12 protein-coding genes and 1 tRNA gene are annotated in these 15,100 nt (G+C 44.5%); 5 read left to right on the top strand and 8 right to left on the bottom strand.

Annotated elements, in window-relative coordinates; genetic code table 11:
- The first annotated feature begins 177 nt into the window (after positions 1-177).
- A complete protein-coding gene (locus V6W81_RS09880) occupies positions 178-363 on the top strand; it encodes a hypothetical protein (RefSeq protein WP_338542932.1) in 186 nt (61 codons plus the stop codon).
- Between the two features lie 77 nt (positions 364-440).
- Here the strand turns inward: V6W81_RS09880 and V6W81_RS09875 are convergent.
- Positions 441-525, bottom strand: a tRNA-Leu gene (locus tag V6W81_RS09875).
- Positions 526-771: 246 nt separating this feature from the next.
- Between V6W81_RS09875 and V6W81_RS09870 the strand changes: the two genes are divergently transcribed.
- Together V6W81_RS09870 and V6W81_RS09865 are read left to right on the top strand one after the other, a co-directional pair.
- A complete protein-coding gene (locus V6W81_RS09870; protein ID WP_338542931.1) occupies positions 772-1,764 on the top strand; it encodes a Gfo/Idh/MocA family protein in 993 nt (330 codons plus the stop codon).
- A gap of 278 nt (positions 1,765-2,042) precedes the next feature.
- Complete coding sequence (locus V6W81_RS09865) at positions 2,043-2,405, top strand: winged helix-turn-helix transcriptional regulator (protein WP_056695373.1); 363 nt, start codon at positions 2,043-2,045, stop codon at positions 2,403-2,405.
- Positions 2,406-2,449: 44 nt separating this feature from the next.
- On the opposite strand, the gene V6W81_RS09860 is transcribed toward V6W81_RS09865, so the two are convergent.
- The 5 genes from V6W81_RS09860 to V6W81_RS09840 form a co-directional block, all read right to left on the bottom strand.
- Positions 2,450-4,063, bottom strand: a complete 1,614-nt coding sequence (locus V6W81_RS09860; RefSeq protein WP_338542928.1) for a sensor domain-containing diguanylate cyclase — start codon at positions 4,061-4,063, stop codon at positions 2,450-2,452.
- A gap of 162 nt (positions 4,064-4,225) precedes the next feature.
- Entirely contained in the window at positions 4,226-4,963 is a 738-nt protein-coding gene (locus V6W81_RS09855) for a spermidine synthase (RefSeq protein WP_338542926.1), read from the bottom strand.
- 148 nt (positions 4,964-5,111) lie between these two features.
- Positions 5,112-6,014 carry a LysR family transcriptional regulator gene (locus tag V6W81_RS09850; RefSeq protein WP_056695376.1) on the bottom strand — a complete coding sequence of 301 codons (903 nt, stop codon included), beginning with the start codon at positions 6,012-6,014 and terminating at the stop codon, positions 5,112-5,114.
- Positions 6,015-6,018: 4 nt separating this feature from the next.
- Positions 6,019-6,702 carry a DUF1266 domain-containing protein gene (locus V6W81_RS09845; RefSeq protein WP_338542924.1) on the bottom strand — a complete coding sequence of 228 codons (684 nt, stop codon included), beginning with the start codon at positions 6,700-6,702 and terminating at the stop codon, positions 6,019-6,021.
- Positions 6,686-9,301, bottom strand: a complete 2,616-nt coding sequence (locus V6W81_RS09840) for a hypothetical protein (protein WP_338542922.1) — start codon at positions 9,299-9,301, stop codon at positions 6,686-6,688. Before V6W81_RS09840 ends, V6W81_RS09845 begins: the two co-directional genes overlap by 17 nt.
- Positions 9,302-9,521: 220 nt before the next feature.
- Between V6W81_RS09840 and V6W81_RS09835 the strand changes: the two genes are divergently transcribed.
- Positions 9,522-10,685, top strand: coding sequence for an oxalate decarboxylase family bicupin (locus tag V6W81_RS09835; protein ID WP_338542920.1), 1,164 nt, complete (start codon positions 9,522-9,524; stop codon positions 10,683-10,685).
- Between the two features lie 75 nt (positions 10,686-10,760).
- Positions 10,761-11,900 carry a zinc-dependent alcohol dehydrogenase gene (locus tag V6W81_RS09830; protein WP_338542919.1) on the top strand — a complete coding sequence of 380 codons (1,140 nt, stop codon included), beginning with the start codon at positions 10,761-10,763 and terminating at the stop codon, positions 11,898-11,900.
- Between the two features lie 184 nt (positions 11,901-12,084).
- On the opposite strand, the gene V6W81_RS09825 is transcribed toward V6W81_RS09830, so the two are convergent.
- Complete coding sequence (locus tag V6W81_RS09825) at positions 12,085-12,867, bottom strand: class I SAM-dependent methyltransferase (protein ID WP_338542918.1); 783 nt, start codon at positions 12,865-12,867, stop codon at positions 12,085-12,087.
- Between the two features lie 237 nt (positions 12,868-13,104).
- Positions 13,105-15,072 (bottom strand): PTS fructose transporter subunit IIABC, encoded by a 1,968-nt coding sequence (locus tag V6W81_RS09820; RefSeq protein WP_338542916.1) that lies wholly within the window; start codon positions 15,070-15,072, stop codon positions 13,105-13,107.
- Between the last annotated feature and the right edge of the window lie 28 nt (positions 15,073-15,100).

Below are 15,100 nucleotides of genomic sequence, written 5' to 3'. Positions count from 1 at the left end.
TTCACTCCCTGATCTTGATAGATCTATTGTATATTCTCACTGGAAAATCCACACAATACCACTAAGACAGTACACCGCCAGAACGTACTAACCTGAACAAAAATAATCCAACCTCGGTTCAGGCTAGTTGTGTTGGGTTCACTCCATTCACTACAACACTCGAAGACAGGTGATCATATGAAATTAGGTAAGGATATCGGCATTTCTCTCGGATTTCTAGCAGGAACGACATTTGGCAGTGGGGTCGCATTTCTCTTTCGTCTCCAAAGCTATGGTGTTATGGGTAGTGTCGCAATCTTTGGGATGATCGGAGCCTTTGCTGGATTATTCATCGCCAAGTATGGGCTCCGTATGAATCGTTGAAGCCTGAATGCAGGCGCAATATAAAAAGACCCGTCCTTTGCTTCATCGCAATGAACGGGTCTTTCTATGAACGTAGATGCGGTCGAGAGGACTCGAACCTCCACGGGGGGTTAGCCCACACGGACCTGAACCGTGCGCGTCTGCCAATTCCGCCACGACCGCATAATATGTAACTTTTCACTATGATGAAAAGCATCCAGACAACAAAGAATCGTTGTGCGGTAATGTAGAGTATACATGTTATGGAAGAAGAATGCAATACGTTTTCATTTGTATAACAGATGGGACATATGTCCTTTTTAAATATCATAGAATCTCCTATCGTTAGGACAGAATTAGCTTGTATAACCCAATCCGTTTCGTCAATGATGTGGACGTTTGGTAATCACAACGAAGGAGCGAGTCACATTGAATCCAATAAAGCTTTGTTTTATCGGTGCAGGATTTCATGCATCTACCAATATCTATCCTTCCGCTATTGAAGCTGGAGCCATCATCCAAGGTATTGCTACCCGTAGTCTGGAGCGCTCCCAAGCCGCTCTTCTTCGCTTCGGCAGCATAGGACAGGCTTATGACAATGTACACCTTATGCTTGAGCATGAGGACTGTGACGGGGTCGTTGTCGTGGCACAGCCCCAGGATCAAGTTACTCTGGCGATGGAATGTATCCGCGCAGGCAAAAACGTCTATGTGGACAAACCACTGGGATGGAATGCAGCAGAAGCCAAGATGATATCTGACGCAGCCGAGCAAGCTGGAGTGGTGCTCATGGTTGGGTTTATGAAACGGTATGCTCCCGTGTATCTGAAATTAAAAGAATTAATCGATGGCGGGACACTGGGGAAAGTCCGGTCATTTCAGTTGAGGTTCGCTGTCGATAGCACTCCCTTCTGCAAAGATGAAGAACAGTTCATCAAGCTCGCCGCCATTCATATGGTGGATCTGATGCGCTTCCTCTTCGGCGATATGGTGAAGGTTACGGGTACGACAGTTAGGGATGGCGAGCACATCAATCAGAGTATTTCCTTCGTGTTTGAGCAAGGCATCGTCGGCAGCGCGTATTTTGCAGGTATGAGTGCTTGGTCACGTGAGAGTGAACACATACTAGTGACATTCGACAACGGATTTGCGTCAGCAGATGAGATAACTAAACTTACGATTCATTCCTCTCAGACCTTTGATAATCTACCTTGGAAATCTCTAGCGGAGCAGGATATCGTGTACACACCTTCTGCTTCCCCCATGTCTGGAACTCATCGAGACCTTTATCTAAGAGGGTTCGTCGGGGAAATGGTACACTTTACGGAATGTTGCCACGATCATTCTTTGCCACATTCTAGTGGTCAAGATAATATTAAAACCATGGCATTATGTGACGCGATCCTTTCGGCACTCGTATGACGTTTATACGCTATTCATTAACAACAATCCGTTGAACATACCCACACCTACTCAGAAATTATATATCTTTAAACCTCGATGTTTCGCATTGCGAATTTCGGGGTTTTTCTGTTTTTTTGGAGGTCTTATTGGGATACGTATCCCTCTCATATATCTCATTGCAGGGTTTATAATGTACCTTAACCATGATATGCTGTCATTAGAAGTATACAGTCTATATAAGGTTGTAGTATCAATCTAGGTACTGCATATCCACCCTTATATTGGAGGTGCAATCCATGAAACAGAATTCCGCTAACCTTTGTCCCAAGCCATATGGTTGTTCTGTAGAAGTCACACTTAGTGTCATTGGGGGAAAGTGGAAAGGCGCTATTTTATATCACCTGTTCTCAGGTTCTTTGCGATTCAATGAGTTACGTAAGTTATTCCCTGATATCACACAGCGGATGCTCACTTTGCAGTTAAGAGAGCTTGAAAATAGCGGTATCGTACACCGAGAGGTGTATCCTCAGGTTCCACCTAAAGTGGAATACTCGTTAACTCCCTTTGGTGAAACGTTAAGGCCGATCATTTACAGCATGCGAGACTGGGGAGAACAATATACTAACGAAGTTATCGCCAAATCACAGCAAGCGGAATAAGGAAAGAAGCTGCTCCGTGTATACGAAGCAGCTTCTTTTTTGTTTTATTTCTCTACCGATTGAATGGTGATTGTCCGATTGCGCCCTTCTTCTTTGGCCTGATACAGAGCCGTATCTGCTAAATGAAATAACTCCATCGCTGCCGCTGAATGAATAGGATATTCCGCTATACCTGCCGATATTGTAACCGTTCGATCGATAGGCATTGCACTATTCTCTACACTGGAACGAATATATTCGGCCACTTGGTAGGCAGTACTTGATTTGGTCTGACGCAGCAGTACGACGAACTCTTCTCCTCCAAAGCGGGAACATACATCCTGAGGTCGTACGGCCTGTCGAATCAGTTCAGCAATATGTTTCAACACAATGTCTCCTGTATGATGTCCATACGTATCGTTAATGGACTTGAATCGATCTATATCGATAACGATAAGAGAAAAAGGAATCTCCTCATCGATCCAATGCTGAATAACTTCTTCAAACGTTCTGCGATTCGTCATACCTGTCAGTACATCCGTTCTAGCATCATACGTTAGCTGATCCGTCTGCTTGCGAAAGCTCGCAAGCGCACCGAGCACGGCTTGTGTAAGAAGGTCTGCCTCACGATTCCAGTGTGGCTTCATCACAGGTAAGTCTACCTTGCCTTGATCCACCCGGTTAACCAAATCTGCAAGAATGACGAAAGGACTGGCTAGTTTACGAGCAACACGAATGACAATTAGAGTCAACACCACAAAAGGGACTGATGTATAGATCAGCAACATGCGAATATGATGACTAAGCTGGTCGAATACAATCTTGGTTGGTGAAACTACCACGACTCCCCAGCCGGTAGTTGGAACTTTAGTATACCCTGCAAGTGAATCGAGACCGGATAGATTCTTGTATCTTTCTTTCCCTTGTTGATCATTTAACAATTTATGTACAACCGTATTATTGCTGACATTCTCGCCAATCCGCTCCGTATCGGGGTGAAATAACAGTGTGCCCTTCGCGTCCACGATGAAGAAATAGGAACCGTTACTGGATTTCAACTGACTTCCAAAAGAATGACTTAGAATATTACCCTCTTGCAAATAAATACTCCCACTGACATATCCCTCAAAGGTTTGATTCGAACCAAAAATCGGTTGACTCAGAAATACGATTCTGCGCTGACTAATCGGCGTAACATAAGGCTCCGAAATATAAGGCGTTCTGGAGTGTAGTGCATTCTTAGCTGCCGTAGAGCTGATATGAAGTCCCAGTCTGCCCCCCATTGGCGAGACACCTCGGACAAGTCCCGTTTTATCCACAAGCGTCAAAGAGTTAAAGTAGTTACTGCTACCGCGAATCAGGTCCAACGTTCCTCCAATTCTAGCAGTGTCTGTATAGTCCGCATCCGAGAACGAGTGTGCTGCATAATCCAAGCTACTCTGCATGGATTGAAACAATGAATCAAGCGTCTGACTCATCTGTGTAGCACTCGAATAATTGCTAGCCAGTGTGTTATCGATTAATGACTGCTTCTGAGATGTATAAAAAGATATAAAGATGATGGTCAAAGTCATTAAAACAGCGATGGTAACAAGACCGCCCAATAAGACGGTAAGACTAATTTTCTTCACGTTTCTTATTTTGCTTTTTAATGTTGCTGCTTTGTTCTGTGCGGTCATTATTACTTCCCCCGGTTTTTCTTGAAAAGACATATGTCTACCATTCTATACGAATGATGTTAAGAAGAAATAAAAAGTTTGTGAAGAATTTACAATAACTTACGATTGAGTGACGATTTAATGAACCCCATTCATTCTTTGAATCGATTACGCAGATCAGATCTAATCTTGAATCACATATCCTTCCCCTAGCTCCTGTTCAACAAATCCCGCCATATGTTTGGTCTGAAAGGCAATCGGCTGATCACTAGCTACAAGAATTCTGTTCTGCTGCTCGTCCTCCGTCTCAACAGGCAATGCAAATGAGCGTGTATAGTCAAATAACTCACATAACGTCGTATGAATTGCATTCACGAGCTGATCATTGCCTGCCCGGCCAAATACATTCAGCATGACCATACCATCTGCTCTTAACTTCTCCTTCACAATCTTGAAAAAAGGGATTGAAATGAGCTGTTTGGGAGTTCCCTCAGCTGTAAATGCATCAACAACGATATAATCGTATGCGCTAGAAGGTTCCTGCTGCAATAATTCACGTCCATCACCTACACTTACATCATCTCCCCCATAATTAAAGAATGTCCGACTGATCTCTAACACTTCTTCATCAAGCTCTGCTACCTTTACCTGCTTCTCCGACAAATATGTAGGTAACGTACCAATCCCATGTCCAATAATATATACAGATTCATAGTTAGACACATTCCGTTCCATGAGATGTACCATGGCTCTCGGATATTCCAATACGATTCGTTCAGGGCAGCTCAGATCCATTGCCCCCTGAACAGCTTCATTAGAAAACTCCAATACGCGAAAATGTCCTTGCTCTTCATATAAATGCTTCGTGTCATAGACCTTCAGCTCATGCTGTTCACTTTTATTGCGATACAAAACTCTCACCCATATCCACCCTTCCATCATCTATAAAATACTTATTATAGATCAAATCCTTATAAGGCACTAATCCACTTAACAAAACCAAAAAACACCGCTCGTATAAGCCCCCGAAACGGTGTTTTAACGTATACATAAACCCTAGCCTGTCTATTTATGATCCAATGGCTTCGTGTAATGCTTGTACATATGCAACGCCTAGATTAGATAACGATGTGCTTTTGTGACTAATCCAACCTACATTGATCGTCTCTTCGCATTCTAACGGAACCGGAATAATCTCATTGCCGTTTAAGTCCGCACTAAGCACACCCGTTGAGATCGTATATCCATTCAAGCCAATGAGCAGATTGAACAACGTCGCACGGTCATTGACTTGTATGCTTTTGGGATGAGATAACGTGCTTAGAATTTCTTCAGAAAAATGAAACGAATTGTACTCACCTTGGTCGAATGACAGGTAAGGATAATCCTGAAGCTGTTCAATCGCAACAGAAGCTTGCTTCGCAAGTGGGTTCTGCACACTGATGAAGATATGAGGTTTCGCCGTAAACAGGCTCGTAAATACGAGACCTGCATCTTTCAACAGTTTATTAATGACCTTCGAATTGAACTCATTCAAATAGAGAATGCCAATTTCACTGCGAAGACTTTTGACGTCCTGAATGATCTCATACGTCTTCGTTTCTCGTAGCGCAAGCTCATACTCTTCCTGACCATACTGCTGAACCAGATGAACGAAAGCGTTCACTGCGAATGCATAATGCTGAGTGGATACAGAAAAATGCTGCGGAGAGGGCTTCGCATTGAGGTAACGATTCTCCAGCAATTCCGCCTGCTCCACAACTTGGCGAGCATAACTTAGAAATTCGACGCCTTCTTTAGATAGAGAGATGCCCTTATTAGTTCGTTCAAAGATCGTAATTCGCAGTTCCTGTTCCAAGTCACGGATCGCATTCGACAGACTCGGCTGGGAAATAAACAACCGCTTGGCCGCTTCATTCATGGAGCCACGTGTGGCAACCTCAATCACATATTTTAATTGTTGTAGTGTCAACGTTTCACCCCTCTCTTTCTAAATTAACTGGTAGAGCAACACTCTCCTCTTCCCAACGCACCAAATTCCAAGGACTGTCTGTTCGTTCCAACAAAGGTTCGATTAGCTCGAAATGCGCCAATGCCTCATCTTCATTGAACTCCTCTGACCAATATTGACGGCCAATAATATATGCTAATGCATATTCTGCCCAACTTGAATACGCCCGTTGAATCCGCTGTGCCATTTCATGCATAAACGCCCATGCGGCGTCCTCGGCCATATAACCAATCTGCATCGCCATCCGAGTAATGGATATCGCTCTTCCCCAATCCCACGCACTGACTCCTGCCGTGTTCAGGCGACTATCATAAACTTGGATAATCTTAAACTGAGCCGACCGCTTCTCATCGATGATGCCACGAATATAATTCTCTTGTTCCTGGTAATTCATGACAGACAGCAATGCTCGATCTTGATCAAAGTCAGCGCCGTGCCCTCTGTTCTCGCGGAAACTTTCCACTTGCCTTTGAAATGATTCTTCATCCCGAATACTCCATGCCCGATCAAGCATCTCCGTGATCCCTTCCCTTTTCCCCTCCAACATATCAATATCGTATCCTGTAGCAAATTCCAAACGATTTGCCTCAAGTAAGATGGCTCCTGCTGCCAATGTCCACTGTTGTCTTGCATCAAGCAAAGAATGCATCGTTGAATACCTCCACGTTATAATACGGTCTAAGCTCTTCATCATTCAAAAGATCCGGGAATTGCAGAGGTTCCGTTTGTTTCAATCCCCCCTGGAATAGATTAAACTTCAACTTGTTGAACCAGGCTCCACGCTGACTCAGACGTTCTTCGATATCCTGAAGACGTGCAATATAATCAGCATGATGCGGTCGATCTGCCACCGCCTCTCTTGCATAAGCCAGTGCTTGCTCTCCTTGTCCAAGATGCATATAGGTCAGGCTCAGCAAACTACAGGTATCCCCTCGTAAACCAAATTCATATGCACGAGTGAGCATTTTGCGAGCGACATCGTATTTACGTGCTTCATATAAGTGTAATCCACCATAAAAGTAGCTGTAACCGTCAATCTTAGTAGGTTCTACCGTTTTATAATAATGCACGATTGCAGTGTCTAGCTCTTCCCACCGTTTCTGTTCTGCCAAGATCCGAACCATCTGCAGAAGTGCCCACGGATTCTGAGGCTCTTTATTTAGAATCTTTCGAATCCACACTGCTGCTTCCTCAAATTTGCGTTCTGCAAGCAGACAGATGGCAATCATTTTAGGTAACATGGAGGCATCCAATAATTCATGATGAAGCGCCAAATAGAAATCATGGGCAATACTCCAGTTTTTTCGAGCGAAATATAAATCTGCCGCCAAACCAAGAGCCTCTTCTTTGTACGATGTCTCACCCGAGTTCAAATAGAGTTCAATTGTAGACAACGTAAGGTCAATTTTGCTCTGTCTTTGATAGGTTTTGAACAGGTAATACAACGCAGATGGCATATCCTCCATCTTCAAACATGCTTGGAAACACGCAATAGCTTCTTCTAATCTGTCAATATTCATATACGAGATGCCTAAATAGTAATAGAGACTAGCACTTTTATTACCTTCTTGCATATACGTCTCAAAGCATGTTACAGCCTCTTCATATTGTTCTAAGCTATAGTAACTGAACGCCAATCCATAGTTGTATCCTGTATGACCGTTTAATGATCTTGCCTGCAAATAATGATCTACAGACAGTTCGTTCTGGTCTAACATTCGATAGGCTTCACCAAGATAATAATAGACTTCCGGCACTTCTGGCATATATTCTTTCAGAATTAAACCATCTGGTATCATATCCTCATAGTAGTCGAGATCATAATTGACTTTTGTGCGTAAATACAAAGCTTCTGTATGGACAACAGCTTGCGCGTTGGCAATTTCTATAGCCTGATTGAGGTACGTTAGAGCAAGATTGAGATCCACTTCATATGCGATCTGGGCAACCGAAAACCAAGCGTTACCGCTTAACTGCACCTTGGAATCAAATCCTGCAAACATGGATAACACCTTGTCTGATCGTTTCCTTAAAAGATAAAGCTCAATTAACTCCTCTATGTGCTCTGTTACAGGGAGGGGACTATCTTGAAGCTCAGCTTCCAAACTTGCAATGCGTACTAGCTCATATTCATTTCGAACCTGCCATAGTCGAGTACGTAGTTCAAGATCCGCTGGGAAGCGCTCTAACGCTGTTTGATATAAATCAATAACCTCACGATTGCGTCCTAATAGAGCCAGACATTGTGCTGCAGAAGATAGCGCTGGACTGTAGATCACCGGCTCCGCAGCTTCCGATAATTGCATGTTTACAGATAACGCTTCTTCCGCGTGCCCAGTCTTCAGTAACATGTCTGCCAAGTGGCGTAGAATTTGAGGATCATCGGGAGATATAACGGCCAGTCTTGAATACATATGGAGTGCGGTCTCCCAGTCCTCCACATTGATCGAATATCTTCCAATTAAACGTAACAATACGGGATCTTGTTCGCACAGCTCGTATGCTCTACCCAGCATCTCATGCGCAATATTCAAGTCTTGGTGGATAATTGCCCGCCTTGCATATTCACGGAGATATACATATTCATCTATCGGCAGCCCCTCTGCAACAGCCTGTTGCAAGTGTTCAAGCTGCAGATCGTACGGGCTATGACACTGGTAATGAACATGGCTAAGGAACGATGAAGAGAATTGCTCGGTTAACTGAAATTCATTGTCTGTCCATTCAAATGTCTCATCCAGCAACCTCCATACCGAGATTGGCAGCCAGTTACGTTCACTCAGAACCATTAACAATTCCGTATGCAAAATCTCCCGAACCTGTATACTCCAGAATTGTTCGTCTTCCACAAGCTGCATCCATAGGTCATATCGAATACGAGAATCAAAATCATCGTAAAGCTTAATCGTACTATCTATAAAATGCTTCACAGCTTCTACGACTGGATCTTCCTGCTTCAGAGTGCCTATTGGCAGGTCTCCAATATGTATATTTTGTGATGGATCTGCTCCAACTTCTGTGATGTGATCTGCATAATCTGTAGGGTCATCCTCTAATGGAGTATCTGTGGTTGAAGCAATCATGCCCGTTGATGCCATCTTTCTAGTTTGCTCATAGGCTGCTCGAAGCTTCTTAAAGCCTTCTGGATTGTCTTCGGGATGATTATGTTTTAATTGTGACGTGTATGCCTTCCTAATTGCGCTCAAATCCTCGGTAGGTTCAATACCGAGTATGCCCCAGTAGTCCATGATGTTGTTCCCTTCTATTCTAGAATTCTTATCAATCTATAGTTTGCTTTCTACATACTAGCGCTACACTCGCTATAATCCTTCCTTAATATATCATATTCGGAATGAACATAATCGACGAGCTCTTCTTCATAGGTGTAAGAAAGACATCGCGAGTAGATGAATATGAGCTTCATAGGGTTCGTCTCCATGCGCACACTCCAAGGAGGGATTGTAGATTATGAGCAAAGGAACACAAAAGCATGGTAAACCATTCATTGTACCCCAGCCGATACGCAAAGATGGTGCAGGCGGGCCAGATCGTGGGCCGCGTGATGTGATGAGAGATCTGCAAAATCCGGATATGCTCGTACCTCCATCCACAGATAACGGATTGTTGCCCAATCTGAGAATGTCCTTCTCTGATACACATATGCAATTGAATCATGGCGGATGGTCACGCGAGATCACGGTTCGGGATCTTCCTATTGCAACGACGCTTGCAGGCGTTAATATGAGCCTCACCCCTGGAGGTGTAAGGGAGCTCCACTGGCATCAACAATCGGAGTGGGCTTATATGATTCTAGGTACCGCACGAATTACCTCCGTTGATCAGAACGGTCGCAACTTTATCGCTGATGTTGGTCCAGGGGATCTATGGTTTTTCCCCAAGGGTGTGCCTCATTCCATTCAAGGACTAGACGAAGGCTGTGAATTTTTACTCGTCTTCGATGATGGAGCCTTCTCAGATCTCAACACACTATCCATTTCCGATTGGTTTGCACACACACCGAAGGACGTATTGTCTCTGAATTTCGGTGTATCTGAAGCCGCATTTGAAGGCATGCCGGCAGAGCAGGTGTATATTTTTCAAGATCAGGTTCCTGGTTCCCTCGCAAGTCAGGAAGTACAGTCACCCTACGGAACCGTTCCTCTGTCCTTCAAGCATCGTTTGTTAGCTCAGACACCGATCATCACTCCTGGAGGAAGTGTGCGAATTGTAGATTCGAGTAACTTCCCCATCTCCACAACGGTAGCAGCCGCACTGGTTGAGATTAAGCCTGGAGGCATGCGTGAACTTCATTGGCACCCCAATGCAGATGAATGGCAATATTATTTGACTGGGCAAGGGCGAATGACTGTTTTTGGAGGCAATGGTATTGCGCGTACATTTGACTATCGGGCTGGGGATGTAGGGTATGTTCCTGTAGCCATGGGGCATTATATCCAGAACACGGGTAAGGACACACTATGGTTTTTGGAGATTTTCAGAAGCGATCGTTTCGAAGATATTTCACTTAATCAATGGATGGCATTAACCCCACGGGAGCTGGTTCGGGATAATCTGAACGCTTCTGCTGAATTGCTCAATGCTTTACGTAAACAGAAATGGCCTGTGGTCTAAACGATCGATATTATTTTTAGATTAGAAATTATTGGGTAAAGAAGAGAGAAATCAACTTTAAGGAGGAATTTTGCAATGAGAGCTGTTACGTTTCAAGGTATTAAGGATATTCAGGTAAAGCAGGTTGAAGATCCACGTTTGGAACAAAAGGATGACATTATCGTTCGCATTACCTCCACCGCCATATGTGGGTCTGATCTTCATATCTATCAGGGAGCCCTTCCTGCTCAGAAAGATTACGTTATTGGTCATGAACCGATGGGGATCGTGGAAGAGGTTGGTCCCGAAGTAACGAAGGTAAAAAAAGGAGATCGCGTCGTTTTGCCTTTTAACGTCTCCTGCGGAGAGTGCTTCTACTGTAACCACGACATGGAGAGTCAATGCGATAATTCCAATGGAAATCCTGAAATTCATACCGGTGGTTATCTCGGTTTTACCGATCGTTATGGTAACTATCCCGGAGGGCAGGCAGAACTCCTGCGTGTACCTTATGGGAATTTCATGCCATTCGTCATTCCTGAATCATGTGAACTGGAGGATGAGGCACTACTGTTCTTATCTGATGTGCTCCCTACGGCATACTGGAGTGTAGAGAACGCTGGCGTCAAACCCGGGGATACCGTTACAGTGCTAGGAAGTGGCCCCATCGGACTCATGACACAGAAATTTGCTTGGATGAAGGGTGCTAAGCGAGTGATCGCTGTGGATCGTCTTCCCTACCGACTGGACAAGGCCAAACGCATGAATGATGCAGAAGTGTACAATTTCGAGGAGTACGATGATATGGGCGAGTACATCCGTGAAATCACGCAGGGAGGTACTGACGTTGTTATTGACTGTGTGGGTATGGACGGCAAAAAATCGACACTTGAGGAAATTGGGCAGAAGCTCAAACTTCATGGCGGTTCCCTCGGAGCCATTGAGATTGGCATGAAGGCCGTGCGGAAATTCGGTACACTTCATCTTACCGGCGTCTACGGTTCCTCCTACAACATGTTCCCTCTCGGGAATCTGTTCGAACGAAACATTAATATTAAAATGGGACAAGCTCCTGTTATTCACTATATGCCAGAATTGTTCCGCAAAATTACGGCTGGGGAATTCGATCCAACGGAAATCATCTCCCACCGCATTGCACTAGAAAATGCCAGCGAAGCCTATAGAATCTTCAACGATCATGAAGACGAGTGTACCAAAGTCATCTTAAAACCGTAACTCAGATGTATCTTATGATAGATCATTAGATATGAAATCCATCCCCAAATAGGTAGACATCCCATACAGTTTGATGGGCACGTCTACCTATTTTTTTCGGAGAAATCAAATGAATAAGTTAAGTACTTAAGATGACATTCAACGATGATGACCCTGTGTCCCCGTTGATTAGACTCCTCTACAACTACAGAGGTTTACGAGCCTGAATGTACACACTTTCTCCCTCGAAGCTTAACAGGTTCCCATCCTCTGATGTTTCAAGCTTAAAGTACTTATGAATCTGATCTTCAGCATGTAACATGCTCACTTCCAACTCTCTCATCGCCTCTGCTGGCAATGCAGCACGCTCACACCAATCCGTAAACTGGAAAGGCTTCTCAAAAGTCACCATAGCGTCGATCCGGAAGCCTGCCTTTTCGAGTATTGAGATCCATTCAGATTTACGCCATGCACGACCGTGACTTGGATCACGCCATTTCTCAATATCATTATAAAAACGGTCATACACATCGCTTTCAGGTGCAACGTTATCAATGAGAAGCAACTTGCCGCCTGGCTTCAAGACCCGTAGTGATTCTTTAACGAAAGCTGTAACGTCTGGAAAATGATGTGCAGCAATCCGAGAGGTCACGCGATCAAAGGTATTGTCCGGGAAGGGAAGCTGCTCTGCATCGCCTGCTACAAAATCAACATTGGTGTGTCCGTTCCCGCGGATAAATTGCTGTGCTACCTGCAACATTTCCTCAGTTAGATCTAATGCAGTTACTCGGCTCACAAGCGGTGCCAACGCGTTCGCAACATGCCCTCCACCTGTAGCAATATCAAGTACGTTCATCGAAGCGTTCACTTCGGAGGATGCAACCAGCCATGCTAGATCCTCACCTTTGGCATGCCGAGCACTCGTGACATATTTGTACGCATTACTAGCAAATTGCTTTTGAACCTGTCCTTTAATCTCATTAGACATAAAATCTTCTCCTCCGTTCCACTTGATCTAACTTCATCTGATTTTAAACTTCAATGCATTCTCTTCTTTTTTTTTCATTATCCCGATCGTTTCACTATATGAAACTAAGTTTCATTAATTACCATTAAATCATAACATACCTCTGAATGAAGTAACAATCAAAAAAAGAGCATCTTCCGAGTAACGTTACTCAGAAGATGCTCTTATCATGATTCATAACTTATGATTGAATTTTATTTATTTTACAACCTTAGGCAATTTCGACTTCCACAATCCCAGAATAAGACCCGAGATCACTGCACCAATCGCTACTGCAAGCAGGAACAACAGGGCGTGGTTTGCCAGAAATGCAACGAAGATTCCTCCGTGTGGAGCCGGTACGTTAATATTCCATAATTGCGTCAGTCCACCTGCAACAGCTGAACCAAGGATACAGGATGTGAGTACACGAAGCGGATCTGCAGCTGCGAATGGAATCGCACCTTCTGTAATGAACGAGAAGCCCAGTACATAGTTCGTCAAACCAGATTTACGCTCTTGATCGGTAAACTTAGATTTGAAGAATGTTGTTGCTAGAGCAATCGCCAGTGGCGGTACCATCCCGCCTGCCATAACAGCAGCCATCCAAGCACCGTCTGTGTTACCACTGGATGTGAAGACACCAATCGCAAAAGTATATGCTGCTTTGTTGAACGGCCCACCCATATCAATGGACATCATGCCACCGAGCAACAAGCCTAGCAATACCGCATTACCTGTACCAATATTGCCAAGTACATCGACAAGCCATGTGTTCAAAGATCCGAAGATCGGATCAAAGATATAGTAACTGATTGTACCAACGATCAATAGACCAAGCACAGGGTACAACAGAATAGGTTTCAAACCATCGATTGCTTTTGGCAATCCTTTAAGTGCCTTGCGCAGCCCGATGATAACATAACCTGCAAGGAAACCGGCAGCAAGTCCGCCAAGGAAACCAGCATTAGAGTTCACAGCCATTAAACCACCGACCATACCTGGCATTAACGCTGGACGATCACCAATACTCATCGCGATAAAACCAGCTAGAACAGGGATTAGGAAGTGGAATGCACCTGTGCCACCACCGATCGTTTGCAGCAATTGTACAAGCGGGTTTTCCGGGCTTGCAATTTGCTCAATCAGGAAGGAAATTGCCAGCAGGATACCGCCACCCACGACGAATGGAAGCATGTGAGAGATCCCGTTCATCAGGTCTTTGTAGATTTTGCTACCTACACTCATTTTACCCGCTGCAGCTTCGTCATTCTTACCCGATGCACCCTGGCTACGATAGATCGGTGCATCGCCGTTAACGGCCTTACGAATCAGTTCTTCGGATTTGCGGATACCGTCACTTACAGGTCTTTGCAGAACTGGCTTCCCATCAAAACGAGCCATCTCTACATTTTTGTCTGCTGCAACGATAACGCCTTTGGCACGCGCAATTTCATCAGCGGTCAGAACATTCTGAGCACCTTCGGAACCATTCGTCTCTACCCGGATGTTAATGCCCATCTCTTGCGCTTTTTTCTTAAGTGCATCTTCTGCCATAAAGGTGTGGGCAATCCCCGTTGGACACGCCGTAACCGCAACGACAAAGTCTTCGGAGTTAGCATTTCCAACGATCACACCAGAGGTTTGCTCTTTGTTAGCTGATGCAGTAGCTGCCGCTGCGGCCGCCTTCTCTGCTTTTGCTTTCTCTTTAGCTTCCTCTTTCTTCGCCTCTTCAGCTTGCTTAGCATCGAACAATGCGCTAACTTCTGCCGGTGTATCCGTGCTCATCAACTGCGAGATGAAATCGCTATCAATCAACAACCTGGAAAGTGCAGCAAGTGTACGCAGATGGGTGTTGCCCGCACCTTCTGGTGCTGCAATCATGAAAAATACATGAGCTGGCTCATCATCAAGAGCAGCAAAGTCAAGGCCTTTACGGCTTTTTGCAAATACAACCGTAGGTTCATTGACTGCGGATGTTTTGGCATGTGGCATAGCGATACCGCCGCCAATTCCGGTGCTGGATTCAGCTTCACGTTTATAGATCATCTCTTTGAACAAAACAGGATCGTTGATTCGTCCACTTTTATTCAGACTGGCAATCAATTCATCAATTGCTTCATCCTTTGTTGTCGCTTGTAAATCCATGATCATCGTTTCTTGGATCATCAGATCTGTTATTCTCATTTTGGTACACTCCCTTAGGTTCAGTCGA

The sequence above is a fragment of the Paenibacillus tundrae genome, assembly GCF_036884255.1.
GTDB lineage: Bacteria > Bacillota > Bacilli > Paenibacillales > Paenibacillaceae > Paenibacillus.
Note: the sequence above shows the minus strand (reverse complement) of the source record. Positions and strands in the feature narration are given on the sequence as shown.